This window comes from Paenibacillus glucanolyticus (assembly GCF_037333485.1).
Lineage (GTDB): Bacteria > Bacillota > Bacilli > Paenibacillales > Paenibacillaceae > Paenibacillus_AQ > Paenibacillus_AQ glucanolyticus.
Genome location: NZ_CP147845.1, coordinates 3,314,777 through 3,340,487, shown reverse-complemented (window position 1 = coordinate 3,340,487; position 25,711 = coordinate 3,314,777). Strand labels below are relative to the sequence as shown.

General features: G+C 48.5%; 18 protein-coding genes. 4 read left to right on the top strand and 14 right to left on the bottom strand.

What is annotated here, in order from left to right:
* Positions 1–45 precede the first annotated feature (45 nt).
* Positions 46–4,965 (top strand): beta strand repeat-containing protein, encoded by a 4,920-nt coding sequence (locus WDY75_RS15775; protein ID WP_063479627.1) that lies wholly within the window; start codon positions 46–48, stop codon positions 4,963–4,965.
* A gap of 308 nt (positions 4,966–5,273) precedes the next feature.
* Here the strand turns inward: WDY75_RS15775 and WDY75_RS15770 are convergent, their stop codons facing one another.
* The 4 genes from WDY75_RS15770 to WDY75_RS15755 all read right to left on the bottom strand — a co-directional run bounded on the left by WDY75_RS15770 (position 5,274) and on the right by WDY75_RS15755 (position 8,409).
* A complete protein-coding gene (locus tag WDY75_RS15770; protein WP_063479628.1) occupies positions 5,274–6,113 on the bottom strand; it encodes a manganese catalase family protein in 840 nt (279 codons plus the stop codon).
* 165 nt (positions 6,114–6,278) lie between these two features.
* The gene (locus tag WDY75_RS15765; protein ID WP_036639072.1) at positions 6,279–6,797 is read right to left on the bottom strand and encodes a DUF3231 family protein; all 519 of its coding nucleotides are present in this window, start codon (positions 6,795–6,797) and stop codon (positions 6,279–6,281) included.
* A 312-nt stretch (positions 6,798–7,109) separates the two neighbouring features.
* The gene (locus WDY75_RS15760; protein WP_063479629.1) at positions 7,110–7,343 is read right to left on the bottom strand and encodes a hypothetical protein; all 234 of its coding nucleotides are present in this window, start codon (positions 7,341–7,343) and stop codon (positions 7,110–7,112) included.
* 97 nt (positions 7,344–7,440) lie between these two features.
* A complete protein-coding gene (locus WDY75_RS15755; protein ID WP_063479630.1) occupies positions 7,441–8,409 on the bottom strand; it encodes an Ldh family oxidoreductase in 969 nt (322 codons plus the stop codon).
* Between the two features lie 318 nt (positions 8,410–8,727).
* Between WDY75_RS15755 and WDY75_RS15750 the strand changes: the two genes are divergently transcribed.
* The gene (locus WDY75_RS15750) at positions 8,728–9,270 is read left to right on the top strand and encodes an alpha/beta hydrolase-fold protein (protein ID WP_231888085.1); all 543 of its coding nucleotides are present in this window, start codon (positions 8,728–8,730) and stop codon (positions 9,268–9,270) included.
* A 45-nt stretch (positions 9,271–9,315) separates the two neighbouring features.
* Here the strand turns inward: WDY75_RS15750 and WDY75_RS15745 are convergent, their stop codons facing one another.
* Positions 9,316–9,822, bottom strand: coding sequence for a MerR family transcriptional regulator (locus tag WDY75_RS15745; protein WP_036639061.1), 507 nt, complete (start codon positions 9,820–9,822; stop codon positions 9,316–9,318).
* A gap of 177 nt (positions 9,823–9,999) precedes the next feature.
* On the opposite strand from WDY75_RS15745, the gene WDY75_RS15740 reads away from it, so the two are divergent.
* A complete protein-coding gene (locus tag WDY75_RS15740) occupies positions 10,000–10,857 on the top strand; it encodes an SDR family NAD(P)-dependent oxidoreductase (protein WP_063479631.1) in 858 nt (285 codons plus the stop codon).
* Positions 10,858–11,023: 166 nt separating this feature from the next.
* Here WDY75_RS15740 and WDY75_RS15735 read toward each other — a convergent pair whose 3' ends face one another.
* Positions 11,024–12,007, bottom strand: coding sequence for an aldo/keto reductase (locus tag WDY75_RS15735; RefSeq protein ID WP_063479632.1), 984 nt, complete (start codon positions 12,005–12,007; stop codon positions 11,024–11,026).
* 180 nt (positions 12,008–12,187) lie between these two features.
* Here WDY75_RS15735 and WDY75_RS15730 point away from each other — a divergent pair, with 180 nt between their 5' ends.
* Complete coding sequence (locus WDY75_RS15730) at positions 12,188–13,069, top strand: LysR family transcriptional regulator (RefSeq protein WP_036639054.1); 882 nt, start codon at positions 12,188–12,190, stop codon at positions 13,067–13,069.
* 68 nt (positions 13,070–13,137) lie between these two features.
* Here WDY75_RS15730 and WDY75_RS15725 read toward each other — a convergent pair whose 3' ends face one another.
* From WDY75_RS15725 to WDY75_RS15690, 8 genes are all read right to left on the bottom strand, one after another.
* On the bottom strand, positions 13,138–14,058 hold the full coding sequence (locus tag WDY75_RS15725; protein WP_063479633.1) for a hypothetical protein: 921 nt from the start codon (positions 14,056–14,058) through the stop codon (positions 13,138–13,140).
* 419 nt (positions 14,059–14,477) lie between these two features.
* Complete coding sequence (locus tag WDY75_RS15720) at positions 14,478–18,755, bottom strand: S-layer homology domain-containing protein (protein WP_063479634.1); 4,278 nt, start codon at positions 18,753–18,755, stop codon at positions 14,478–14,480.
* 155 nt (positions 18,756–18,910) lie between these two features.
* A complete protein-coding gene (locus tag WDY75_RS15715; RefSeq protein ID WP_231888086.1) occupies positions 18,911–21,517 on the bottom strand; it encodes a LuxR C-terminal-related transcriptional regulator in 2,607 nt (868 codons plus the stop codon).
* A gap of 385 nt (positions 21,518–21,902) precedes the next feature.
* Positions 21,903–23,249, bottom strand: coding sequence for a lytic polysaccharide monooxygenase (locus WDY75_RS15710; protein WP_063479839.1), 1,347 nt, complete (start codon positions 23,247–23,249; stop codon positions 21,903–21,905).
* Positions 23,250–23,978: 729 nt separating this feature from the next.
* Positions 23,979–24,497, bottom strand: a complete 519-nt coding sequence (locus WDY75_RS15705) for a GNAT family N-acetyltransferase (RefSeq protein ID WP_063479636.1) — start codon at positions 24,495–24,497, stop codon at positions 23,979–23,981.
* Positions 24,498–24,524: 27 nt separating this feature from the next.
* On the bottom strand, positions 24,525–24,977 hold the full coding sequence (locus tag WDY75_RS15700) for a MarR family winged helix-turn-helix transcriptional regulator (protein ID WP_006210201.1): 453 nt from the start codon (positions 24,975–24,977) through the stop codon (positions 24,525–24,527).
* A 200-nt stretch (positions 24,978–25,177) separates the two neighbouring features.
* Positions 25,178–25,501, bottom strand: coding sequence for a spore coat protein (locus tag WDY75_RS15695; protein WP_063479637.1), 324 nt, complete (start codon positions 25,499–25,501; stop codon positions 25,178–25,180).
* Positions 25,498–25,707, bottom strand: coding sequence for a hypothetical protein (locus WDY75_RS15690; protein WP_036639034.1), 210 nt, complete (start codon positions 25,705–25,707; stop codon positions 25,498–25,500). Before WDY75_RS15690 ends, WDY75_RS15695 begins: the two co-directional genes overlap by 4 nt.
* Between the last annotated feature and the right edge of the window lie 4 nt (positions 25,708–25,711).

The window sequence follows — 25,711 nt, the reverse complement described above, 5'->3', positions numbered from 1 at the left end:
TTCCCATCGTTTGAAAACACCTATTTCACGAAAGGAGGTCATGCCGTGCCATTTATTCTTCGATTTTCAGGTAATGATACAGGTGCAATCACGTTTACGGGCAATACGCTCGGGTTATCCGGCCTGAATGGCGTCGCGGGAACACAAGATTTTATCGGCGCGCTGGTCACAACGGATACGTCTCTTCAAGTCGGCAACTTTCCGCCAGGTACCACCAGCGATTTCAATCTGGACAGCGCCAGCGCCATTCTCAATTTACTGCCGGGAAGCAGTATCCTCTATGCGGAGCTGATCTGGGCCGGTACGTATGCGGTAACGGGGGGCACGACCAATTTTGCACCGTTTATCGACAAGTCCGTCTCCGTGACGACGCCGCTAGGTGCGACCGTTAGCGTAGCGCCCGATCCGGTTACGGCGCAACTGCTGTTCATTAACGGGAACTTCAACTATTTCCGTTCGGCTGATGTCACGTCGATTATTCAGGCAGGAGGCGCCGGCACGTACACGGTAGGCGGTGTCGTCGGCAATACGGAAAACGTCGGAACTTCCACAGGCAACCAATGCGGCTGGACGCTGTGCGTCGTGTACCAAAATACCACGTTGCCGTTTCGCAATCTGAGCTTAAACGTCGGTATCGTCGATATCGCGTTTGCGAGTACGCCTTCGGTCGACACAACCATTACGGGTTTCGCCACACCCATCACCGGACCGGTTACGGGGAGGATGCAACTTTGCGCTGGAGACGGGGATTCCAACAAAGGGGGAGATCAAGTACTGTTCGGACCTAATCCGGCCAGCTTGACCATCCTCTCCGGCCCGCGGAACCTCTCGAACAACTTTTTCGCTTCACAAATTTGCGACGATAGCGGTAATCTGGACACGTCCGGCACGTTCGGCACACGCAATATGCCTCTGGGATCCAACGTCGTCGCTGGCCGGCAAGGCTGGGATATTACGAATGTCAACATTTCAAATACGTTAACGAACAATCAGACCTCAGCCACATTGGAGCTAAGAACGACAAACGATGGTTATAGCGTCTATGCGGTCGGGATTTATATCGACATCAACGCTCCGAAAATCATTGTCAATAAATTTCGCAGTGGAAGCAGCACACCCCCTCTCGCGAATCAAGCTGGCGTCAACGCCGTCGTCATTGATGGCACAGCCGTCGTCGGAGAGACGATACCTTACAGCATCATCGTAAGTAATACCGGGACGGCTTCCGCCGATTCTACCGTCATCGTCGATCCGCTGCCGAACAACACCGTCTTTGTTCCGGGGAGCGTCACGATAAACGGCGTGCCGTCAGGAGCGGATCCCTCGGTCGGCATTCCCATCGGTTCGCTAGCGGCGGGCGCGTCGGTTTTTGTTACCTTCTCCGTGACCATCGTGTCGCTTCCTCCGAACGGATTAGTCTGCAATCAAGCCACGATTAATTTCCAATATCAGAGTGTGGCTGGTGGTCCGATATTGACTGGCAGCATCCCGTCCGACGATATCTGTGTTCAGGTGTTACCGGCCTCCATCCAATTCACGAAGACGGCGAATCGGACAACGGGCGCCCCGGGTGATACGATTACGTATACCTTTACGGTGACGAACACAAGTGATACCACCCTCACGAACGTGCAAATCCAAGACTCGCTGCTCGGCTTATTCGTGCTGCTCGATATGCCGCCGGGAGACGTCGTAACCTTCAACGTGGATTATGTCATCCCGCCAGGGACACCGGCCGGCAGCGTAATCGACAACATCGCGACCGTCACATCCGATCAGACCACTCCTCAGACCGCTGAAGTGGTCGTGACCGTGCTTCCCGTCTTCAGTCTCGCCGTTGTGAAAACGGCGGATCGGGTTTCCGTTGCGGCTGGCGATGTCGTCACGTATACGCTGACGGTGAAGAACACGTCCAATGCCCCGGTGACCAACGTGACCGTAACCGACGCTTTGCTCGGTTTCTCCCAAGTGATCCCATCGCTGGACGTTGGAGCGTCGCAATCGTTTACCGTCCCATTCACCATCCCGCCGGGCGCGCTGGGTGGCACCGTATTCACGAACGTAACGACCGCAACCTCGAACGAAACGGGGCCGACAACCGATTCGGCGACCGTCATCGTCACACCAGTGCCGAATTTGGTCCTGTTTAAAACCGTCACGCCGGAAACGGCTGCGCCGGGGGATACCGTCACGTATACGCTGACAGCCACAAACGCCGGCAACGAGACGCTGATGAACGTGCGGATCGTCGATCCGACACTCGGGATCGATCATACGTTTGATGCGGTAAATCCGGGAGATTCGGTCGTGGTTACGGTGCCGTTTACGATCCCCTTGACGGCGATGCAAGCCGATACCATCGTCAACGTCGCAACCGTAACCTCCAATCAGACCGGTCCGACGCAAGCCGATGCTGTCGTGACAGTGATCGGCGCCCCAGCGATCACGCTTGTAAAGTCCGTCGCGCCGCAGCAGGCGTCGGTCGGTGCTACCGTGACGTATACGTTCGTGGTTACCAACACCGGCAATACGTCTTTGAATAACGTGTTGCTCACCGATCCGCTGCTTGGACTCAGCCAGACGATCGGCACGCTCGCCCCCGGTCAATCGACCACAATCGACTTCCCGTTTGTTATCGCGAGCGGCACCGCCAATCCGTTCGTGAACACCGCGACGGTCTCCGGTACCTCCGGCCCGCAAACGATTGAAGCGAGCAGCAGCGCAACGCTTGACCTGCTCTTCCCCGCCTTCACCGTGACGAAGACGGCGGACCTTGCGCAAGCGAGTCCGGGAGAGACGGTGAACTTCACGTTCACCATTGTCAACACCGGCGGCATCCCGTTAACGAACGTCGCCGTCTCCGATCCGTTGTTGGCCTTTGCATCGACGATCCCCTCGCTTGCGGTCGGCGCGTCGTTCACCGAGACGATTCCGTTTGTCGTTCCTGCCACCGCGGCGCCCAATTCCGTCATTCCAAACGTTGTCACCGTCACACCGGCAGAAACCGGACCGCAGGATGCGACCGCTAGCGTAGCGGTGAATCCAGTCCCTGCGATCTCGCTCACGAAGACACCGGACGTGGTCAATGCGCTGCCCGGCGATACGATCACCTATACGGTGATTGTGACCAACAGCGGCAACATTCCATTAACCAGCGTAGGTGTCAGTGACGATCTGCTCGGGTTAAGCACCGTCATTCCATCGCTAGCCGTCGGTCAGTCGCAGAGCTTCACGCTCACTTTCGTCGTTCCCCCGGGAACGCCGATCGGCACGGTCATCACGAACGTGAGCTCAGCCATCTCCGACCAAACGGAAGCGGTGCAAGCGACCGCCAACGTATTGATTAACGCTTTGCCGCCATCACTCACCGTAGTGAAAACACCGAATGTGCTGACCGCTGTACCGGGAGACACTGTCACTTATACGATTACGGTGACGAACACAGGTACCGTCGTGTTGACCAATGTGCTCGTGACGGACGCAACGCTCGGCATTTCGCAAACCATCGGCACGCTGAATCCCGGTCAAGTCCAAGTCCTGACGTTCCCATTTGTCATTCCTGCCCGTACGCCAAGCGGCACCGTCATTGTCAATACGGCTGTTGTCACGTCGGATCAGACGAATCCGGAGGAAGGCACATCTACCGTCACGGTCGTTCCAAGCCCGGGCTTAACGGTGACCAAAGCGATTGCACCCGCTCAAGCCGCGCCCGGTGTGGACGTAACGGCTACGATTACCGTCACAAACACGGGCAACGTCGATCTGACGAATGTTGTCATCACGGATGCGACTCTGAATTTCAATACGGTCATTCCTTCTCTGCCGATAGGATCGGTCAGCAGCTTTTCGATTCCGTTCACGACGCCGAATGTACCGGCAGGCACCGTTCTTACGAACACCGCAACGGCAACCTCCAATGAAACGGGCCCTACATCTGCAACGTCGACGGTGACGGTGCTGCCGGAGATCCAGCTCACCCTGATCAAAACGGTAAGCCCGACTACCGCGCTGCCTGGGGACACGGTCACCTTCTCGTTCGAAATTCGCAATACGTCCAACGTAACGGTGACCAATGTGCGATTTACCGATGAGCTGATCGGGATCGACAAGACAGTGGCGTCTCTTCCACCCGGATTTTTCGTCATTGTGTCGCGCACGTTCACGATTCCGGCGGATGCGCGCGGCGGTACGGTCATTACGAATGTCGCTACGCTTAGGTCTGACCAAACGGCGCCGATCACGGCTGAGGCTGCCGTTACCATCGCGAGCGATCCACGGCTGACCATCAGCAAAACGGTGTTTCCGACCAACGCCCTGCCCGGTCAAGAGGTATTCTTCCGGATGGAGGGCACCAACACCGGCAACGTGCCGCTCTTCAACATTAACTATTCCGATCCGCTGCTCGGTATTAACGGAATTGTACAGATGCAGGATGTCGGCGTGACCGTGGCGCTGATCGTTCCGTTTACCGTTCCGGCCACGGCCGTACCGGGAGAGACCATCGTCAATACGGTTCTGCTGAATTCAGCTCAGACAGGACAGCTCAGTACGGCCGCATCGGTGAGGGTTACAGGTCCTACCGTTACAAAAAGAGCGGATGCCACTTCCATCTTCGTCGACGATCGGGTTCGATTTACGATTACGGTAGCCAACCCGAGCGCGACCGCGCTTCTCAACACAATCTTAACGGACGTTCTGCAAGCGGGCACGCAATTCGTGCCGGGAAGCGTAGTAGTCGGCGGCGTCGCTGTACCTGGTGGCAATCCGGCAGCCGGCATCCCACTGGGTAACATCGCTCCGGGACAGACGATTCAAGTGGTGTTCCAGGCCAAACAAACGGTATTGCCGCCAAATGAAAAATTGCTAAACCAAGCATCGGTCAGTTTCCAGCTGGCCAACTCGGCTCGGCGATTCACGGTCAACTCCAACCTTCTGGTTATCGAAGTAGATGAACACGAGGAATAAAACGATTGAAACCGGCCTTTGCGAAGGCCGGTTTCTTTATTAGAGCTAATCGGTAATTTGTACAAGTCTTTGTCCTTGATTCACGACTAAACTTGTATAGATAAAACAAAACACTACATTGGAGTGATCTCCCATCTTTTATATACGAAGTCATATACGCAAATTTCACAAATCACTGGCACTTAGACACACCTCATGTAAAATGTAGTTATTTTGGTAGCAAAAAACCTTAGAGCATGCTGCAATGTACATATCTCTAAGGTTTTTCTCTTTTTGTGGTGCTTTTATTGCGCAATCTATTAAATCTATTATTTTTCAATAGTTTCACCATTCAGGTCATGGTGTAGTTCTGTGGCCGGGATGAGGGGCTCGTATATTTGTCCTTTTGGAACAGGATTGGAAATATACACGAAGTTTCCGGTACCATCGGGTGCACTTCCTTTGGCCCACAAACCTTCACCTGATTCAGTTCCCTCCGAGAGATTCCAGAATTCATAAGCTTCTGGCTGGGATTCCTGTTCTGCTTCAGGTGGGAATGAAGCCGGTACAACGACTCCGTTCTTTTCCTCCAGTTCTTGGATCGCGGCCATCCATTGATATTGATGGTAACGGTCACGTGCCAACATTTTACGGAGAGTTGCACGAACACCTTCATCGGTAGTCATATGATAGAGTCTTGCCACTTGAAGTCGACCCTGACTTTCGGCATGCAGATTGGATCGCATGTCTGCCAGAAGGTTACCACTCGCCACGATGTATGAACCGTTCCAGGGTACTCCGTTAGAGTTAGTAGGTAACCCTCCCAGACCGCTTACAAGTAAGTGTTGAGGATTGATGCCACCCATAATTGCAGCTGTAACCGGATCTTCAGCTGCTTTTTGTTGCTCAGCAGGTGTTGCCCCATCCAGCAGCTGGCTAATCAATGCGCAGAGCATTTCAACATGGCCGATCTCTTCAGTACCAATATCCATAAGCATATCTTTGTATTTTTCTTCGCCCCGACAATTAAATCCTTGAAATAGATACTGCATCATAACGGTCATTTCCCCGAATTGTCCACCTAGTACCTCTTGGACTTGGCGAGCAAATACGGGATCCGGGCGATCTACTTTTACCTCGAATTGTAACTCTTTCTGGTGTCGAAACATATGAATCCCTCCATTATGGGTAGTTGATCAATTCAAAATGTATATAACCTGCTCAAATGATTTTAAACAGTAGAGCACAGCAAAAAAGACAAAGAACGGAGAGGCAGTCTCTCCATCTTTGTCTCTGATAATACAGTCTAATCGTTTAGCAAAACATACGGTTACTTAGGCTTCGTCAGAATCGGGTCTTTTGATTTGAAGAGGTGGAGGCACTAGCCATCCTTTCTCTTTGTTCATCTGAAGAATTCTGACTCCTAGAGCCGTCTTGGTTAGATGATATTTGGCAAATAATGCACCGACATCTTCTCTGATAGACTGCCCCATGACCTGGCTAGCTGCAACTAACCCTAACGAAGTATCGGCTGCTATTTTGGCTGCAATTTCAGGATCCGTGAATCTAGCGCCAGCCGGAATATCTTCCAGCTTCACAGGAGGCCGCTCCGGCAGCATTGGTGCAGGGGCAATGCCATTTTCGGTTAATAGGGTATCACATTCTTTAATCTCAAGTTTGGCTTGATCCAGCAGATCATCCAGCACTTTCTTAAGATCCTTGTCACCTGCATGATTCAAGTATGCTTGATAACAGGAAACGAATCCTTTGGCTGCCATGGAGCATTGCCATACGCTAAAAATCTCTCCATAATGCAGTGGTTCATTTTTGGGATTGTCACTCAAAATACCCATCTTCAATTCTCCTCCTCATACGATGTCGGTTTACCAAGTTATGTTTTACCAAATGCAATGATTATATTCTTGTCCGTTACGAACATTGGTTAGTTAACCTTGGTTTCCACAATGCCCCATTCAAAACTTCCGTTTGGATAGGTGCTTGTCTCATCCTCGTCCTCAGCTCGAGACAAGAACTTGTTCCGATAAAACGAAAAAGCCGCTAATTTAGCGACTTTTTTGGGACTATGTTTTGGCCCCTCGATACTTAACGTTTCCGGTTAGCTTAATGATCATATTTGCAGTCTTAATGCATCTACACTTGTTCCCTTAATCTCGCTTAAATTGATTATCGTTTGGAATTAATTCATACAAGGCACGAACATCACAACCGATGGAATCGGCAATCGATATGGCAATTTTGAGCGGCATCACTCTTTTGTTTTCAAGAAAGTCATAAATTCGTTCCGGTTTAAAAAGCAAGTCTTTTGCCAGCCATTCCGCTGACTTTCCGGATTCCATCAATCGTTCATTCAGTAAGCAACGTCCTAGTTCAAATTTCAAGAAGTGATGACCTCCTGCATAAAATAATATAACCTTAATCTGATTCGAGCTGCCGCTTTGTCTTTCGTTTCACTAAAACGATGAGGGGTGGACTTGTTCACTTGAAACAATACCCCTCCAGGGTCGCAACAAGTGTAGACGGAACGTCTATTTCATCCTTAATATAGCTTCCTCCTGGAATATAAATTCCTTTGGAGGACAATCGTTCGACTTGAGACGCTAATCGTGTGGAAAAACCGGGAGAGAGTAGTTGGGGGTCCAGCGCCACTATAAATAGGCCAACACCAGGCGAGGTTCTCCCTTCATCAAAGGATGGAGCATCAAGTGACCAATTGGCGCCCGTCATACCTGCGGCGAGTATTTCAACCATGAGCGCTATATTGGCGCCTCGTGACCCCCCAAAAGCAAGCAACGCGCCCTTGAGAGCTTCACGTGAATCATTAGTACTTTGCCCCCTTCCATCGATGGCCCAGCCTTCGGGAATCATCTCTCCCCGTTCTGCCGCTTTCCGTATATTTACAAACGCTGTAGCGCTAGATGCCTGATCCAAAACCAAGGGAGCCCTGTTATCGACAGGCGCGGCAAATGCGAGAGGATTGGTGCCATAAACAGCCTCCTTACTTTGTCCCGCGGTCATTAAAGCAGGTCCATTGCTGGTAGCTATAGCTACCAATCCTTTATGGGCAAGCCGCCTGACATAATAGCCCAGCTCTCCAGCAGTATAGCTGTTCTTTAACGAGAGTACGGTTACTCCATAAGTGCTTGCCCGTGTTTGCAGTTCCTCGAAAGCGTTATCGAAAGCAAGTTGGGCGATACCACCCTTGGCGTCGGCCTGAATGATAGTAGGCGTTGGATAGAAAAGCGCCGGCTCTTCTGTACCAGAAATGCGTCCGCATAAAAATCCTTCCAGATAGTCGGGAAGATGAGCAAATCCAACCGAAGTCCGACCTGAACATTCTGCATCGATAGTTGCTTCAGCAAGAGAAATCGCCACCGCCATGCTTGCTCCAGCAGCAACACATACGCGAATAGCGAATTCCCTTGCACTATTAAGATCGTATCGCATGGGCTATAATCCTGAAACTCGAATGAATTTGTGGCTTTAATAAGGTGGGCAAGATTGCGAACGGTCTAATCACTGTTTTCTTGTTTCCCTTCAGCATTTTATCACGCTCCCGGTCTAACGTTCTCTTTGAAACGCGCAAACCATTTCTCATAATTATATCATAAATAAATCTTGGCCTAGACAAGCCATTGAAACCTAATTTCGTCATGTTTAACTACTAGTACCAGCTCTCAAAAGGAGCATGTTTTTGTCCCTCGACACAATGATATTATTTTTTTTCGTAAAAAAGCACTGGAGGACCCGGCACTGGAGGTGATCGTGGTCGCTATCGATCATGGGGGTGACGACCGCAACCATGAATATAACTTTACGATCAATGAGGAGTACAACTTCGGGGGCAAGGGTGCGGCGTATGCGGATTTCCTGGCGGAGACACTTAAACCCTATATCGACAGCCACTACAGGACGCTTCCTGAAGCGGAGTTTACGACCATTGCTGGAAGTTCGTTTGGTGCTTACGTCTCGTTGTATACGGCTATTCGCTATCCGGATCAGTTTGGCCGTGTGGGCGGGGTTTCCTTTGTCATGTGGCACGACAGTGGTGGGATCATCCAATTGATTCAAGAGTCGGACCTCTCCCCTGTGCTTCGCGTCTATCTAAGCATTGGAGAACTGGAAACCGACAATCCCGACTTCAATCGGCTTGCCTGCGAGCACGTCGCATTGGTACACCAGACCTTGATAGCATCAGGGGTTCCCGAGAAGCAGATTCGATTCGATATAATTCCTGGCGGAACACATCACGAATCCACGTGGAGCGTGCTGTTTCCTGAAGTACATCGATGGCTGCAGCAGCCATAGGATGGATATGCGTAAGAGGAAACTGCAGAAGCCGCTTATTACGACTTATTTTGCTGAGGAAGGTAATTTGCCCGTTTTGGCCGATTCGGAGAAATAAATCATCTCAACAGGTGAGATGGGCTTTGGTCTCACTTGCCTCACCTTTTGCTCTAATAAGTCATCTTGAGTTTCACCTGAGCAGTCCCGTCGATACCTGCCCTCCTCCAACTTCATGTCGATAAAATCGACGACCTGCTGCAGCGAGTTGATCTGGCTGACCATATTATCCCGATGGCTCCTTAAAAGTTCCACCAGCTCGGGATATTCCGCGGGATCGGTATCGGCGGAGATTGCCAGAAAAGGGCGCATTTGCTCTAGCGGCATCCCCGTTTTTTTCAGGCATGGTATCAGCCGGATCGTATGGATATCCTCCTCCCGGTAGATGCGATGCCCGTTGTCCTTCCGCTCTGCACGAGGCAGCAGCGCAATCTTTTCGTAATAACGGATCGTATCCTCCGTAATTCCGGTTAACTCGGCGGTTTGCTTTATTGTGTAGAATCGCTCTTCCTTCATCCTGTTCCCTCCTGAGGCTTGTGTTTCTGTGCATTATACATCCTGGTGCTGGCTCCAAGTCAAGTTTCTAATTCTTTAGAAAAAAACTTGGTTTCGCGCCTTGACTTGGAGTCGACTTCAACTTGTAGAGTGTGAGCTATCAGGGCAAATACCCTGGAGATCAGGAGGAGATGTACAATGAACAAGAATACACGTGAACATATCGCATTAATTACAGGTGCAAGCGCCGGGATCGGGTTGGAATTAACACGAAAGTTGCTGTCAGAGGACTGGCAGGTGATTGCTTTGAACCGTTCCGACTTTCCGGCGGAGGATGTGAACATCCAACATGCAATAAAGAGTGGATCACTTCGACTTTATAAAACAGATGATCTTGCCGATTATGCCAGCTTGAGACGTACTTTGGAAGAGATTAATCGCAAGGAGCAGCGAATTGATATTTTGTTCAATAATGCCGGAGGGTCCTTTCCCGAGCTGAGTTATTCGAAACAAGGACGCGAGAAGCATTATGAGCTGTTGACGGTCGTTCCGTATATTATTCTGATGGAGTTGAAGGAACTCCTAAAAGCGGGTCGCTTAAAAACGGTGATCAACACCTCATCTTCAGCGCTAAAATTCACTAAAGAATTCACTATCGATATCCTGGAACGTCCCAAAACCTTCCGCAAGCTGCTTGGTCCTTACGCAACATCAAAGCTGGCTCTTTCACTCTGGACTCAGGCCATCGCGGCGCAGCTTGCCAAGGATGACATCAAGATTCGCAGCGTTGACCCAGGTAGCAATAATACGCTAAGAAAAGGAAAACAATCCGGATTGCCCTTTTTGATTGAAATACTAATGAAGCTATTTTTCTCCCCTCCTACTCACGGCGCGAACAAGCTGTATGAAGGAGCTTTAGGGGAACACCACAATAAAACTGGCGTGTATTTGCTGAAAGGCCAGGTTGCGGAATTAAAATTCAAAGACCAGGCATCAAACGTTCTGGAAAGAATTCAAGCGGTTTATGAACACGAATTTTTACAAGGTAACTTTTAAGTTAGTTGAACAGAGGCAGCTGATCTCGTAAACGGCAGCTTCTGCGCCAGCAGTCCGCTGATCTTGCCCATTATCCCAATGATGAACACATCCATACCCTGGATTCACAGCTTGTGCATCAGTATTTTGCAGGAAAATCTCAGGATGCAAGAAGGCACAACCTCATTTACTTACCTGTCCTTCTCTTCTCGGCTTCTGGATAACGGTCGCCAACAATTTGGATCTTGCCAATCTCATCATTGATTACCCTCACCTCCTGTTCAGTGAAGACGATATCGCTTGCTGCAATATTTTCGGAGATTCTATTAACGTTGGTTGTCCCTGGAATAGGTACGATATAGGGCTTTTGGGCAAGAATCCATGCGAGTGCTACTTGCGCTGTGGTTACATTTTTCATCTCAGCCACTTTATTCAAATAATCAACAATCACCTGATTTGCTTCCATCGCTTCTTTAGTAAACCGCGGGAGCTCCCCCCGGTTGTCGTTCTCGGTGAAAGAAGCGTTCTTATCTATTTTTCCGGTAAGAAATCCACGACCAAGAGGACTATAGGCTACCAAACCGATTCCCAATTCTTCGAGTACGGGGAATATGTCCCTTTCAGTTTCCCGCCACCAAATCGAGTATTCACTCTCCACTGCCGTCAGCGGTTCAACGCAATGCGCACGGCGAATCGTTTCAGCGCCCGCCTCCGACAACCCCCAATGGAGGATCTTCCCGTCTTTTTTCAACTGCTGCATGGTCAACGCCACTTCTTCAATGGGAACCTTTGGATCTACGCGATGAATGTAGTACAAATCGATATAATCCGTTTGTAATCTTTTTAAGGACCCTTCCACCGAATGGACAATGGATTCTGGCCGGCTGTCCAGCTCATTGGTTAAGCCAGTGATCTTAAAGCCTCCTTTCGTTGCAATCTGTACCTTACTCCGTTGCCCTGCGAGCGCCTCCCCAACAAGCTCCTCATTTGTGTAAGGACCATAAACTTCCGCTGTATCCAACATCGTAATGCCCGAATCAATAGCTGAGTGTATAACGGAAATCATCTCGCGACGGTCTTTTGCCGGTCCCCGATGATGGTTTAATCCCATACATCCAAATCCAACTTCCGAGGTCTCCAAACCGTTTTTGCCCAGATTCCTTTTCTTCATAATCATTTCCTTTCTTAACCGTTTTTTTTCAAGTCCACAATTTTGTGTATGTTATATACCCATAGTAATTTTCTGCGCGAAAAATTTCAAATGCCTATGATGAATGTTTTATCATGCCTAATATGTATCGTATAATCATCAGGAAACCCTCCATCAGATTATGAAAGGATGATATGAAAAATGGATATTCGTGTGTTTAAGTATTTTTTGACGGTGGCTAAAGTTGGAAACATAACAAAAGCAGCAGAAATCCTTCATGTTACACAGCCTACCCTAAGCAGGCAGCTGATGGACCTTGAAGAAGAATTGGGGACTCGTTTATTTATACGCGGCAAAAGACAGATCACACTAACCAATAGCGGTCTTTTGTTTCAACAAAGAGTCAAAGAAATGGTTTCTCTCTTAGATAAGACAGAAAGAGATCTGGCAGAACAAAAAGATTTGATTGGTGGAGTGGTTTCTGTTGGTTGTGTAGAGTCCACGGTATCAAGAACTTTGCCAGAATGGTTAGAGAAATTTTCGAATCAGCACCCTAGGGTGCAATATGAATTGTATAGTGCAGATGGAGATGACATTCGGGAGAAACTTGACCGAGGAAATGTAGATATCGGAATTCTATTGGAACCGATTGAAACCGCTAAATATGACTATATTCGATTGCCTCATCAGGAAAAGTGGGGGATTCTGATGAGACGTGATGATCCTCTAGCCGAAAAAAAGTCTGTTAGTATCCAAGATATCCTTTCCTTACCCTTGATTGTACCCCGACGTACCATTGTACAGAATGAAATTACAAGCTGGCTTGGTGTTGAGGAGGATAACCTTTGTATTATTGCATCACATAATTTATTGACGAATGCTATGCTGTTGGTGGAAAGGAAACTTGGATATGCAATATGTGTGGGTGGAGCCTATACAATCCGAGAAAGCAGCAGCACTTGTTTTGTTCCTTTTGAACCTGAACGAATTACTACCCATGTCATCGCTTGGAACAAGAATAAGATTTTCAGCCCAGCTACTGCACACTTTATTCAATTTATAAAGGAAACATATCATTCGTGATATTCATCCCTGATCTATTAGATATCCACTGGGTTCACGGTCATTTCGAGAGTTTGTTTCTTGAATGGTTACCAGTCTGACTCACCCATATTTGCTTGTATCACGTCCTCCCAATTGGTATTAAGCATCATCTCGGAAGAATCCCCATGAAATGCCTTCATGGCTTCCTGATCATCAAGCAGCTGATATCTCATCCAAGCCGTCAAGTACCCCCTATGATTGCCACCATTGCCTTCAATCGCTGTATGAGCTGCACCTTTGGCCATCCCCATCATCACTGGCGTGCTTGCGTTCGAACTGTGCAAGGCTAATTGATTCGTTGATACCGGCGAGATTAGAAAATCTCGTGTACCGCCCATAATGAAGAAGGGAACGGTAATACGCGATGTATCGTACACATCTTCCGGATCACAATGCTTCAAATCCGGGAGAGCGATGGATACAACCGTCTTAATCAACGATCCGCTTTTATAGTTGGTATGAGCATTAATGACCCCCGTAGACCCTTGAGAATGTCCAGCCGCACCAATATGTTCTATTTGTACTTTTTGATAAAACAAGCTGTTTGCTCGTTCGTTTTCATGTTTCAAATAATCAATTGCCCCCACAATTTCTTTGCCTGTTCCTGTTGTCTTGCTATAGGAATCGATTACAATGAATCCCCAGCTTGCTAGATGAGTGAAGAGCTCATCATAACGATCTGGCGTAGCATCTGTTCCATTTCCCCATGAAATAATAGGATAGGTTTCGTCTCCTTGAAATGCGGGGTAGTATACTCTAAATAAAGCCTCCCCGCTCGAACTCTTCACTTCTTCCAACTTTACAGAATGGCTTCCTTGCTGTGCATATCGCTGCTCAATGCTTCCTTCTGCCAGTTCGGGTACATTGGAATGAATGATGATTTGCATGAAAATGGTTATTGAAACTGCAACGATAAGAACTAAAGTTGATACCCATAACATCCACTTTCGTTTTTTCAACACCGGCATAGACGTGACCTCTACGATAGTCTATAGACTTCTCTATCGTGTTCTCTGTTAAAATATGAAACTGAATGGATATACGTTAAAAGAGGTAGTTATGTTTCGTTATACGTGAATTTCTTTTATTCACAACGTTTCATGCTGGTTCAAGTTATACAACTCGGATGCAGTGTGCGCACTCCTCCCTGTGTGCACGCTGCTTGGTTCAGGGCATGCTTGGATGACTGGTTGACCATATGTCTAATCGATCTTGGCAGGATACATATGCTCTATAAGAAAGTTCATTATTCGTTGAGCCACACAAGTTCTTGTCCAGTCGAAGACAGAATTTGTACCCAGTAAAACAAAAAAAGCCGCTTGAATAGCGACTTTTAATGAGACCATTTATGTCATCTGCGTCTTTATTTCTGTTGTCGCTTGCCCGATCATTCCTGCTCCTCAGTGGCTCTCAAGATCACAGTAATCGCCTCTGCCCGGGTAGCCTGGGATTTCGGTTTCAACATGTTGTTAGGGTAGCCGGTTATGATTCCATACGCTGTCGCCATCATGACCGCATCATGTGCCCATGTGGAAATCTTGTCCTGATCGGCAAAGCTTCTATTCGTAATCGTTTGATTAATACGCAAAGCATTAACCACCATCACGGCCATTTGCTCGCGGGTAATGAAGTCATCGGGAGCGAAGGTACGCTGATCGTATCCCTGAATAATCCCGTTTGAATACGCAGCAGAAACGGCTTGCTTCGCCCAATGATCCGCCATATCATCAAATGTGTTGCTTCCATCACTTGTGAGACCCAGCGCTCGCACCAGCATCGCAGTGAATTCAGCACGGCTAATCGTACGATCAGGCTTGAAGCTGCCGTCGATATAACCGTTCACAATGCCTGTTCCTGCAAGTTTCTCGATGTTCTTCTCCGCCCAGTGACCTTGGATATCTGTAAACGCAGCCCCGATTCCAGGCTCCTGGACGATCTTTCTCTCGATGACTGCAAATGTGCTAAAATGGTCGGTCGTACCGCTTACCGTTCCTGCCAGCCAATCTACGACGACGTTATCTAGTTCTACCCACTCTTTCAGATCTTCGTTGAACTGATAGAGTAGGAGTTCATCGCTGTCTTTACGACTGGAGTCCACATCAAATTTCAAACTGATCGTTACGTCTTCATCAAATTTCCCTGATACATCTTTCTTCAACTCAATAACTTTACTTACCCATCGTTCACCCTCTCTTAGAGGAGGGACAGCCTGAAGGGTTAGTTGATGTATGGATACATAAAACGGTCGTTTCAGAGCTTTGGCAGGGATTCGGACTTGCCCACCATCAAAAACAATCGTTCTGCCCTCCGCGCCTACCAGAAAGCTGTTGCTCGGGAGCGATGGTACATTGGTTTCGTGCGTTGGATTGGTTTCGTTTGCTTCATCAATCCTCTTGGTGATCAAACGATACCGGCTGGAAGTCAGATTACTCGCATTGCCCGCTTGATCACGGGCTCTGACATGCAAGTACCAATCACCCTCCACCCCGTTCTTACCAAGCACGGCCCCGTCCACAAACGACATCCAGCCAGCGGTTGGCGCAGACATATCGGTCGTCCAGACATATTCCAATGAGGATGCATCTGGCCTACTTCCTGTGTCAGTCACCGTGACGGTCGGTGTTACCGCTGCCGTCTGTATTTCACTGCCATTTGGATGGATGGTGATTGTCGGTCGTGTACGATCGATCTTCACCAAGATCGTCAGGGAGAGCGTATCCCCCGCAGCGTTGGATACCTGAAACAGGATGGTATGCTCACCTTCGTTCGATATTTCAAGATTTCCTTTATTGTCATACGGTTGTAAGGCGCCTCCATTCAGTGAATAGGTAAGACCATTAATTCCGCTGACTCCCGATTCGGCATATACGCTCACGATGACATTTGCCTTGCTCCATTCGCCGCTTACATATTCGCTTCCATCTGCCTTTACAAGTGTTGGCGTTAGCGTGATTCCTGTCGTGCTTATGTTGACCGTCCGTTGTTCGACCGCTTCATTATCTGCTGTATCAACGGCTTTGAACGTTATCCGATGAACGCCGTCATCCTGTAAGACGATATCCGATACATAAGGACTCCATGTCACTTCGTCATCCAGAGAATAGGTAAACGAAGTCACGCCGCGCTCATCCGATGCTTCGGCGCTTACGCTCACTGCTTGGTCGCTCCATGAACCATCGACATACTCCCTTCCATCCGCAGTGGTCATCGTAATGACGATAGATGGCGGCGTATGATCAGCCGGAACCATCCAGACGATCTCGACATCCGTAACACCAAGCAACGCATGGTTAGCAGCGTCGGTTATATTTCCGGCTGCCATATCGTAGGAGAGTTGCACGCGCTCGTTTTCTTCGAACACTTGATCCACGCTAAAGACAAGCTCCTTCGTGCCCATTCCATCAACACCAGTGATGGTTGTGGAGTTGCCGTTAGCCGTAATCGCGATCCCCGCAGCATCCGTTAGTCGGACATCTTCATCGAAGGTTACGATGACCCGGTCCGGATGATCACTTTCGATCTTCGCGCTGACGATCGTTGGTGGGGCAGCGTCCCATTCGAGATTGCTTGTGATCCCTTGCAGGACGGGGTACATCTTCCCTTCTTGCAGCAACCAAGTTGCACCGAAATCCCATTCGCTACCATAGGCGGAGTACTGCTTCATGTTCGACGTCTTTTGCGGTTCCCCTTTGCCTGTATCGGACTGACCTGACGTTTCCAGATTATAGAGGCTGGCGGTAATCGTGTCGAATTTCCGTCCCACCAGACCACCGACTTCGTTACTGCCTTTAACCTGACCAGCAGCGTAAGTCGTACCGATCTTACCGACATTCCGTCCTACCAGTCCGCCGACTTCGGCGCGACCACTAACGGAACCTGTAGCGTACGCATTATGTACCTGACCACGCTCATTGCGCCCCACCAGTCCGCCAACAAAATCCATACCGGTAACATGACTTGCGGCGAATGACCGGTTAATCTCTCCCCCCATATCCAGATGTCCTACCAATCCGCCAACATTGAATTGACCATTAATTGTTGCACTTGAACTGGAACCTGTAAGCTTGCCATAGTGATTTCCAACCAATCCCCCAGTCATGCTGGTTCCGGTAACACTCCCTGTTGCATGAACCTGCGTGATTTGACTGCCAGAATCGGTCTCTCCTGCCAGCATGCCTGTATAGCTGTCTCCGGAGATGAATCCGCTCTTCAAATCCAGATCCCGAACCTCACCACCGGAAATATGGCCGAACAACCCAACATTCGATAAACCGTTTCGATGGATATAAAGACCCGTAATAGCATGACCTTGGCCGTCGAGTGTGCCCGTGAAAGAGGTGCTCCTGCTGCCAATCGGTTCAAAACCATACCCATGACCTGCACCCGTCGCCCACATATCAGAGCGAGAGTCGTCCTTGAATGTCGCTTCGAAATCAATATTCTTCGACAAGGTATACTGTGCTGACAAATCCAGTTCCATCAATTGCAGCTGATGGGAATTCTGGATGACGGTCGACCATTCCGTCCGCAGAAACGGCCGTGTGGAGTCTTCGACCATAAACCAATCATTCGTGAAATCCCAGTCCGGATAGCTGGTTTGGATAAGCGCCTGTGCTGTAGTGAGAGGGGTAGCTGCGCATTTATTATATGTATCGTTTCCGCAGGCGCTGTTTAAACCGACCGTTTCGGTATCCCAGAAGCTGCTGCTTATTTCTCCGCTATTGTCCCCAACCAATCCACCGACAATATGGTTGCTCCCGTTGACATAACCCGTGGCATAAGAATGACTTATCAAGCCGTGGCTCGTGCTGCCCACCAATCCTCCTATGCCACTCCGCCCACTGACGGCGCCAGTGGCATAGGAGTTGCGAATGGATGCGGAAATATTAAAGCCGACTAGTCCGCCCACATGTTCTGCGCTGCCGCTAACGGCCCCAGCGGCGTATGAGCGGATGATCTCTCCACCTTCATTGTCTCCTACTAATCCCCCGATGATAGACGTACCGGAGATGGTACCGGTAGCGTAGGAATTACTCACCTTCCCGTCATTGCGTCCTACCAAACCGCCAACATAAGTGACGCCACTTACATCACCGGTGCTGTAAGAAAAGGTGATTTCACCGTCAATGCCATTGTAGCCTGCCACCCCTCCGACGATGCCTTCATTGCTGCTAACCGTTCCTGTAACAAAGGACCGGTCCACCCTGCCATAGTTGCGCCCCGTCAGCCCGCCTACATCGAGTTTTCCTGTGATCGAACCTCCTTCGAGAGCGACATCCTTCAACACCCCGCTGGAACCCATAACCCCGAACAGACCGGCAACATCAGCATGTGGACGATGTATGGTTAGATTGCGAATCACATATCCCGCTCCGTCGAGAGAGCCGTTAAACTCGCTATGGATAATTCCAACGGTGCCGATAGGTATAAATCCTTCCCCATTGTTCCAGCTTGCCGTATCCGAAGCATCGATATCTGCCCCTAATCTGTAATGAGCGTCTAGGTCATTACGCACGGCGTTCAATTGATCTAATGTGGTGATGATGTATGGATTACCCGCAGACCCGTCACCTGACATGCCGACCTGCAAGTAGCCAAATGCCTGAAACGGGAAAGTTCCTAACCATAGCACAAAAACCATTAAAATACAGAAGATGCGTCTCATTTCATCTTTTCTTCCTTTCATTATTTTCGATAGCCACGATCCGTAGTATATTCGATTTCCCGATCATGCGAATCTAACCCCGGTTATAGTCTTGGTTATAGTCGAACCAATGAAAAAACCCGCCGGTTGGCGGGTCTTCTGCTAAATCCTCTAGGCTAGCCTTGAATTTCTTTGCCTCGTTTAATGGCCTCTACTCGGTTCTTCGCCTGCAGCTTGCTGTAAATGCGATTGATGTGCGCTTTCAAGGTCCCCATGCCGAAGCCGAGCGCGGCAACAATCGCCTGATTGTCCATCCCCTCTTCCATGTAACGAAAAACCGCATATTCTCGTGGTGTCAGAAGGTTCTCCAATGTGATTTTGCCTTGTTCCGGCGATTCGGCAGTTCCTCCGAAACCAGAGAGAATCCTTCGCACATACGATAGTGAAGGTGCATTTTTATCTCTAATGCTCCCTCTCTGGCGATGCTGAACATAATCCGTAAGCAGCTCTGCAACCCGACTGCCTTTATCGACGAACACACGGATATAATCATCGGGTTCCGCGAATTTCAGTGCTTCTTCCAATTTAAGCAGTGCTTGCTGCGATTTACCCTCAAGTCGCAGCATCATTGCCTGGAGTACTTGTATGTCCAAGGCATCCATCGGGCGATGGCCTTTTACCGCGATGGGCAGCAACCTCTCAGATAAAGCCCAGGCTTCCCTTGCGTTTCCACTCTCCATCAACACGCTAACGAGGAAGATATAGACGAATAACTGATATACGGATACCGGATCATCTGCCGCTAGCCTGTAGCGATTCTTCCATTCATCAGCAGCTGACAGATCCCCTGCATTCAGCCGCATACGTGCCATCTCCAAATCGAGCAGGATAAGAGCAGCCTTGGCCTCGTCCTCGAGCGCTCTCCGATAAGCTTCTTCCAACCATTTTTCAGCCTGGGAGATATCCTGCCTGGATTGGCTGATACGGGAAAGGAACAGACTTGCCGGAACGTATACCTTCTCTGGTTGATAATGCGCCTGGCTTCGGCCTTGCAATCCCAACCTAAAGTAATCCTCCGCCTGCTTCAGTTCATTGCGTTCGTAAAGCAACTCTCCGTAACAGACCACAACCGAATCCTGCAGACCCATCGGCTTCATGAATTCGATCATACTCAAAAAGAAAGTATCGGAGAGGCCTCGAGGCAAATGCTGACCACGTTTACCATTATATGACCTGTAAATGGACGGAGCCAGTGGCATATGAGGGGATGCAAAGATCAGATCCGTTCCCGTAGGACTATATTGAAGAGAAAGTCGGATGTATTCCAGTCCTTTAATCATGTCCATGTCATATTGGGTCGCTTTAAAGTTCCTTACATAATACAGATACCCCAAATAACGATGATTCTCTTCCTTAGTCCAGCTTGCCGAGGAAGCATCATAATGCTGCTCAGCCAGCTGCAGATACCGCTCCGCCAGTTCAAGTTCTTGAGCCCACAACAATGAAAAAATATACGAAAAATAAAGGTACGGATGCCGCATAAGCAGCTCCTCGGGGATGGCCGACAACCAGTCCCTCATGGTAGAGAATTCTCTGCGAATCATCAAGCTTCTCATCTGTTCCAATAATCGGATAACGTCTGTATAACACGCTCCGGCTAAATAGTAATCTACCGCTTCTTCGTGCATTTCCTGCGATTCGCACCATGCGGCAGCTGCCCGGAATAGCGCAGCTGTCTTTGCGGGGTCAAGGCGCTGCTGGTGCTTCAGGAGAAACTCGCCGAACAGATGGTGAAGCCGGAACCAATTCTTCTCCTCATCTAGCGGTATGAGGAATAAGTTGAGTTTGGCCAATTCCGCCAGTTTCACTGCACCATCCTCTCCGGCAACAGCTTGACATAATGGCCCATTCATCCGCTGCAAAATGGAGACGTTCAGCAGAAATTGCCGCAGCGGCTCACCCAGCGACTCAAACACTTCCTCCAATAAAAACGACTCGACGCGTTCATGGCTGGATTGTATATGTTTGGAAGAACCGGCCCACTCATCGGCACGCAAAGACAACGAGATCAGCTTAATGCCCGTTACCCAGCCTTCGGTTTGGTATAGTATGCCTTCGATCTGCTCCCTCTGCAGCTCTTTCTTCTCAACGTCTTGGAACAATTTCAGCGTCTCCTGCAAATCGAAGCATAACTGTTGAGTTGTGATTTCATGGATCCAGTTCCGGCTGATCCATCTCGATTTCAGGAATCCATGGATACTTCGGCTTGCAAAGCATAGATGAACGGAGGAAGGTAAGTATTCCAGAAAATAAGAGACGGACTCCAAGATATCCGCATTATGAATGACATGCCAATCATCCAGTATCAGGACAAGTGTCTCATTCAACTCGTTCAATTCATTTAACAAAGCGACGATAAATGGTTCGTATTGACCCGGACTTAGCGCTGCCGATGTGGTATGAAGGGAATCGGTCACCCCCCTCGCCTGCTCGATCGCCTTCGTAACGTAGTTCCAGAAACGGATGAGATCATTATCCTTGCTATCAAGCGATAACCATCCGACTGGTACCTCTAAATGCCTGGTCCAATCACTGAGCAGTGTGGTTTTACCGTAACCGGCCGGAGCCGTCACGAAAGCAGCCTTGTGCTTTAATCCTTCATGCAATTGCGCCAATAGCCGTGGACGCGGGACAGATTGGTAGAGGGATTGGGGTCGATTTAATTTAGATGCCAGCAGAAATGGGATTTCATTGTTCTCGTATACCATATTCCCTCTTTTCAAAAGGCCTCTCTGGGCCATATCTTCGGTTTTGTCCATCAAAATTCTGGAGTTACATTCAGAATATCGTAAATGGAGCCGTTTTGCATCAGAAACTGAATAGATCTGTCTCACTGGGTCTGCAATGCGGGGTGAATCCTTTCCTCATAGCGACATCCTGGATGAACCCAAAAACCGTTAGCCTTCAAAGACATCCTTTGGTCTGGTTACCCGAAAATGCACCTGAATGTGCAGTTTCTGTGGGTGCCATTTGGAAAAAGGGATGATCGTTCTCCGAGGTATCCAAACTATTTCTTAACTTCGTTCAGAATAGATAGCCAAATCGCCATGAAAAAAAGCCCGCCGCTCTTTGCAAGCGACGGGCTTCCTGCTCTTCTAAGACCTGAGTTTAAGGTTGCAGCTGCCAGAGCGCGGGCACGTTGCTCGGCTCCCATCCCGGCAAGGAGGTATGGGCCTGGAGGCATTTGTACACCTTGCCGTCATAGGATACGAGTGTATTGGCTGCATAAGCTGTATTTGCTGCCCATGGCGTTGCACTCGGACCGTTAGGCGTTGTAACTGTGACGGCATTGCTGTTGCCAGATTCGTTGTTCGACGGGTCGTAAGCGCGGACCGTAAACGTATATTGCGTGTTCGGCGACAAACCGGTAACGACCTTCTCGGTTGCTGTTCCTGTGACGGTAGCTATTACTGTGCTGCCGTTGTAAATTCGGTAACCAGCAATGCCCGAAGCATCAGTGGAAGCATTCCACATCAGCGTGACTGATGTTGACGTCGGGGTGCCCATCACATGCAGGCCGGTCGGATTGGTCGGCGGTGTCACGTCAACCGGGAGCTGCGTGGTCGTAAACTGGACCCCATTGCTGGAAGGCGACCGATTGCCGGAAGCATCAAACGCCTTCACAGTGAGGTTATAATTCGTGCCTGCCAATAGATTGGTAAGATTGGCGGTTGTCTGATTGCCAGGCAGAGTGGCAATGACATTAGCGCCGTTGTACACCTCATAACCCGTGACGCCATTGTTGTCCGTCGAGGCCCCCCAAGTCAGCGTGGCCGTCGTTGTGCCAACGTTGCTGACGGCCAAATTGGTTGGCACCGTTGGTGCAATGCTGTCGCCAGCACCGAATTGGGCATCGATGACGATATACCAGGCATTTTGGGTATCCGCGATATCCCACACGCCGAGGATGACATGGTAACCATCTCTTTGCGGTACGTTGCAGGTATGGGTTAACGTGGCTGGCGGCTGCTGGCCATTCCCGTTAATCGTGCAGAACGGAGTCAGATCAAACTGGGCGCGGGTCAACGGAGCATTGGGATTCCAATCCGGCTTGGTGATGAAATAACGGTAGCTTGTCGTGGCATGGCGAGCGGTAAAAATCCAAGTAAAGTTCTTTGTGCCGCTCGTCATGTTTACCTTGTTCCAGCGCGTAGCTGATTGCTGGTCAAGCGGAGCGAAGCCGGCAAGGCCAGCGCTGGCGATTTTGCCATCAGGCGGTCCGGCAGCAGGAAAACCTTTCGGCCCCTCCAGGCTCTGCGGCTCATAGACGATCGAGCCGCAGTTGGTATTCAATCCATTTTTACACTGAATCGCGCGGCTGGCCGGATCATTAATATATCCGTGGGCTGACACGGTCTTCGAGAACGCGAACATACAAGCGAATACGAGCAGCAATCCGCCGCCAATCAGCATGAATCGCAGGATGAAACGGGAATCCAATCGGGTTTGAAACATCATCACATTACCTCCCATGATTTGGTTTGGTCATGATGTGCCTTTCGTTTTTCGACACTATCTTTGCCGCGAAGCGTGTGAGAGTGCCTCCTCTCTTGAATATAATCCTGCCAAAGCTGTGCACAACCGTTTATTTGTGGGCATCCGCTCCTTTTTAAGGCGATTTATATAAACTCCTTAGAGCTTATATACTCGTAAAAAGTCATGAAAAACAATACCTCATCGCAATTGTGAGAAGCGTAATAAGCGGGTTCGCAATCTTCGTGAGTAGGAGAAATCAAGCGTGAGCAGCTCTGTTCTGCTATATAGAATCAGCTATGTAAACTGCTGATGAATGCTGACATTCATAGTACGCATTTATGAGAGATCAACACCGAGCAAGCACACCTGTTGGCAAAAGCATGGAGGGGTATGGAGTCATGTCTAAATATGGAGGAATCTATATAGACTGGCATAATAGAAGAGTTTCGTCACAATGGATCGTGTTAGCGGAGTGTCATGAACCAAGTGAAGTTGATGTATCGGTCAGACAAAAAAGAAAGATATATTACCAGTAATTGGATGTGTTAATTATTGAACAATAACCTTTTATTGTCAAGGGAGTAATTTATCCACTCTTTGCTCGCGCCTGGCGTCGCCAGACATTAAACTAGTGGAGCAGCAGCATACAGTTCATCTTTATATGTCATATCCGAACAAGGTCCCCAATATCAGCTATCAAAACAAAGGCTATATCATTATTTTGCTCATTATAAAATCGATTTGTCTTTCATCACCCATGTAAAAAGTATGAGTTCCTGTTTGAACAAAACCCATTTTCTCGTAAAAAGCAATCGCATTTTCATTTTTTTCCCATACGCCTAGCCAAAGTTTCTTTTTATTACTTTCTACTGCAATATCCTTAGCTTGATTCAGCAAATATTTGCCAAGCCCATGTTTTTGAAATTTACTCTTTATATAAATCCTTTCAATTTCAAGTGATTCATCTCCCATTTCTTCGGACTGCTCATCATTGGTGTTGACCTTTAAATATCCTGCAACTTCATTATTAAAATATACAAAAAAGAATTGCGAAAACTTATTGGATAATTCTTTTTCTATTTGTTCTAGGTTAAAAGCTCTTTCCAGATAGGCATTTATATTTCCTGGTGAGTTCTGATCCTTAAATGTTTCATTAAACGTTTCATAACCAATTTCTTGAAGTTGACGCGAATCCTCAAGCGTGCACTTTTTTATAATTATTGTCATTTGATCATGTAGCTCCTTTTTATGGAATCAATAACTTCGTTCGTTTCCCTTTTTTACAAATTCCCAGTCTCTTTCTACATTTTTTCTTATTCTTTGAAGCAGATTAAAAATGGTTTCTACTTCCTGTGCGGAAAGCCCCTCCAATGCAACACGATTGGAATAATCATTTTCTCTTTTTAAAAAAGGGTAGACTCGTTCCCCTTTGTCTGTTGGATAGAGGTTCTTGATTTTTTTGTTATGGGTATCGTCTTTTTTTTCAACAAATCCTTTAATTTCAAGCTTCTGAATAGCACGGGCAGCCGTTGTTCTATCAACCTTTATCATCTCTGCTAACTTTTCTTGAATGATTCCTGGGTTTTCACATATGCGCACAAGATACAAATACTGCCCTTTGGTAAGATCATACTCTTTAAATTCTATATTACTTATGGAGTCTAATGCCCTGGCTATGATTCCAATCTCACGAAGAATCTCCTTCATAATTAACTCCTTGTTCTATATTTTTGTTGCAAATTCAATAAAAATAGCTAGAATTCATTCTACTTCAATATTGTTGCATTTGCAATAATATTATTTATGATAAACCAGGCTCGTGGCCTATCGCCATAACAAAACCGGCTGTATGGCTACAGCCGGCTCTCTGCTAAATCAGGTGCGGTTATTTATAAGTGTGCTCGATACTATTGTACTGGTGAGGGTGCTGGTGATGGTAAGGGTATGCTCTGCGCCGTTTCGATCTGCTGTATATCGACGCGGAACTGTTCCTGCACGTTGAAGGGATGATACAATCCCTTGGCAATCGCATAATGGGTGATCTTCTCATGCGTATCGATTGCCTGTTCCAATTGGCGTTCCAGAACACCCTTGATTTCCGGTGTGACGCATTCCGTTACGGCCATCGCCAAATTCCGGACGCCGCTCTTGGCCGTGGCCAAAAAGTCCATGGCGATTACATCATCCGTCATTTTGTTCATGCCCGTCATGTACTCCAGTACAGGATTCATTGCAATGTCTCCTTTCCTTTGGTCAGGATCGCAGCGAGCTCGGACAGCTGATCGGATGACATGGCGGCATCCTGCTGAAGAATAAGCTTCAGTTCGGGGTCCGTGACCAGCGCCTGCATCGTCTTGGACTTCGTCATGCAAACCGTCTTGAAGGCAGCAATCTCATGCACCTCCAAGACTTCATGCATTGCATACGTTGGATTCATCTAG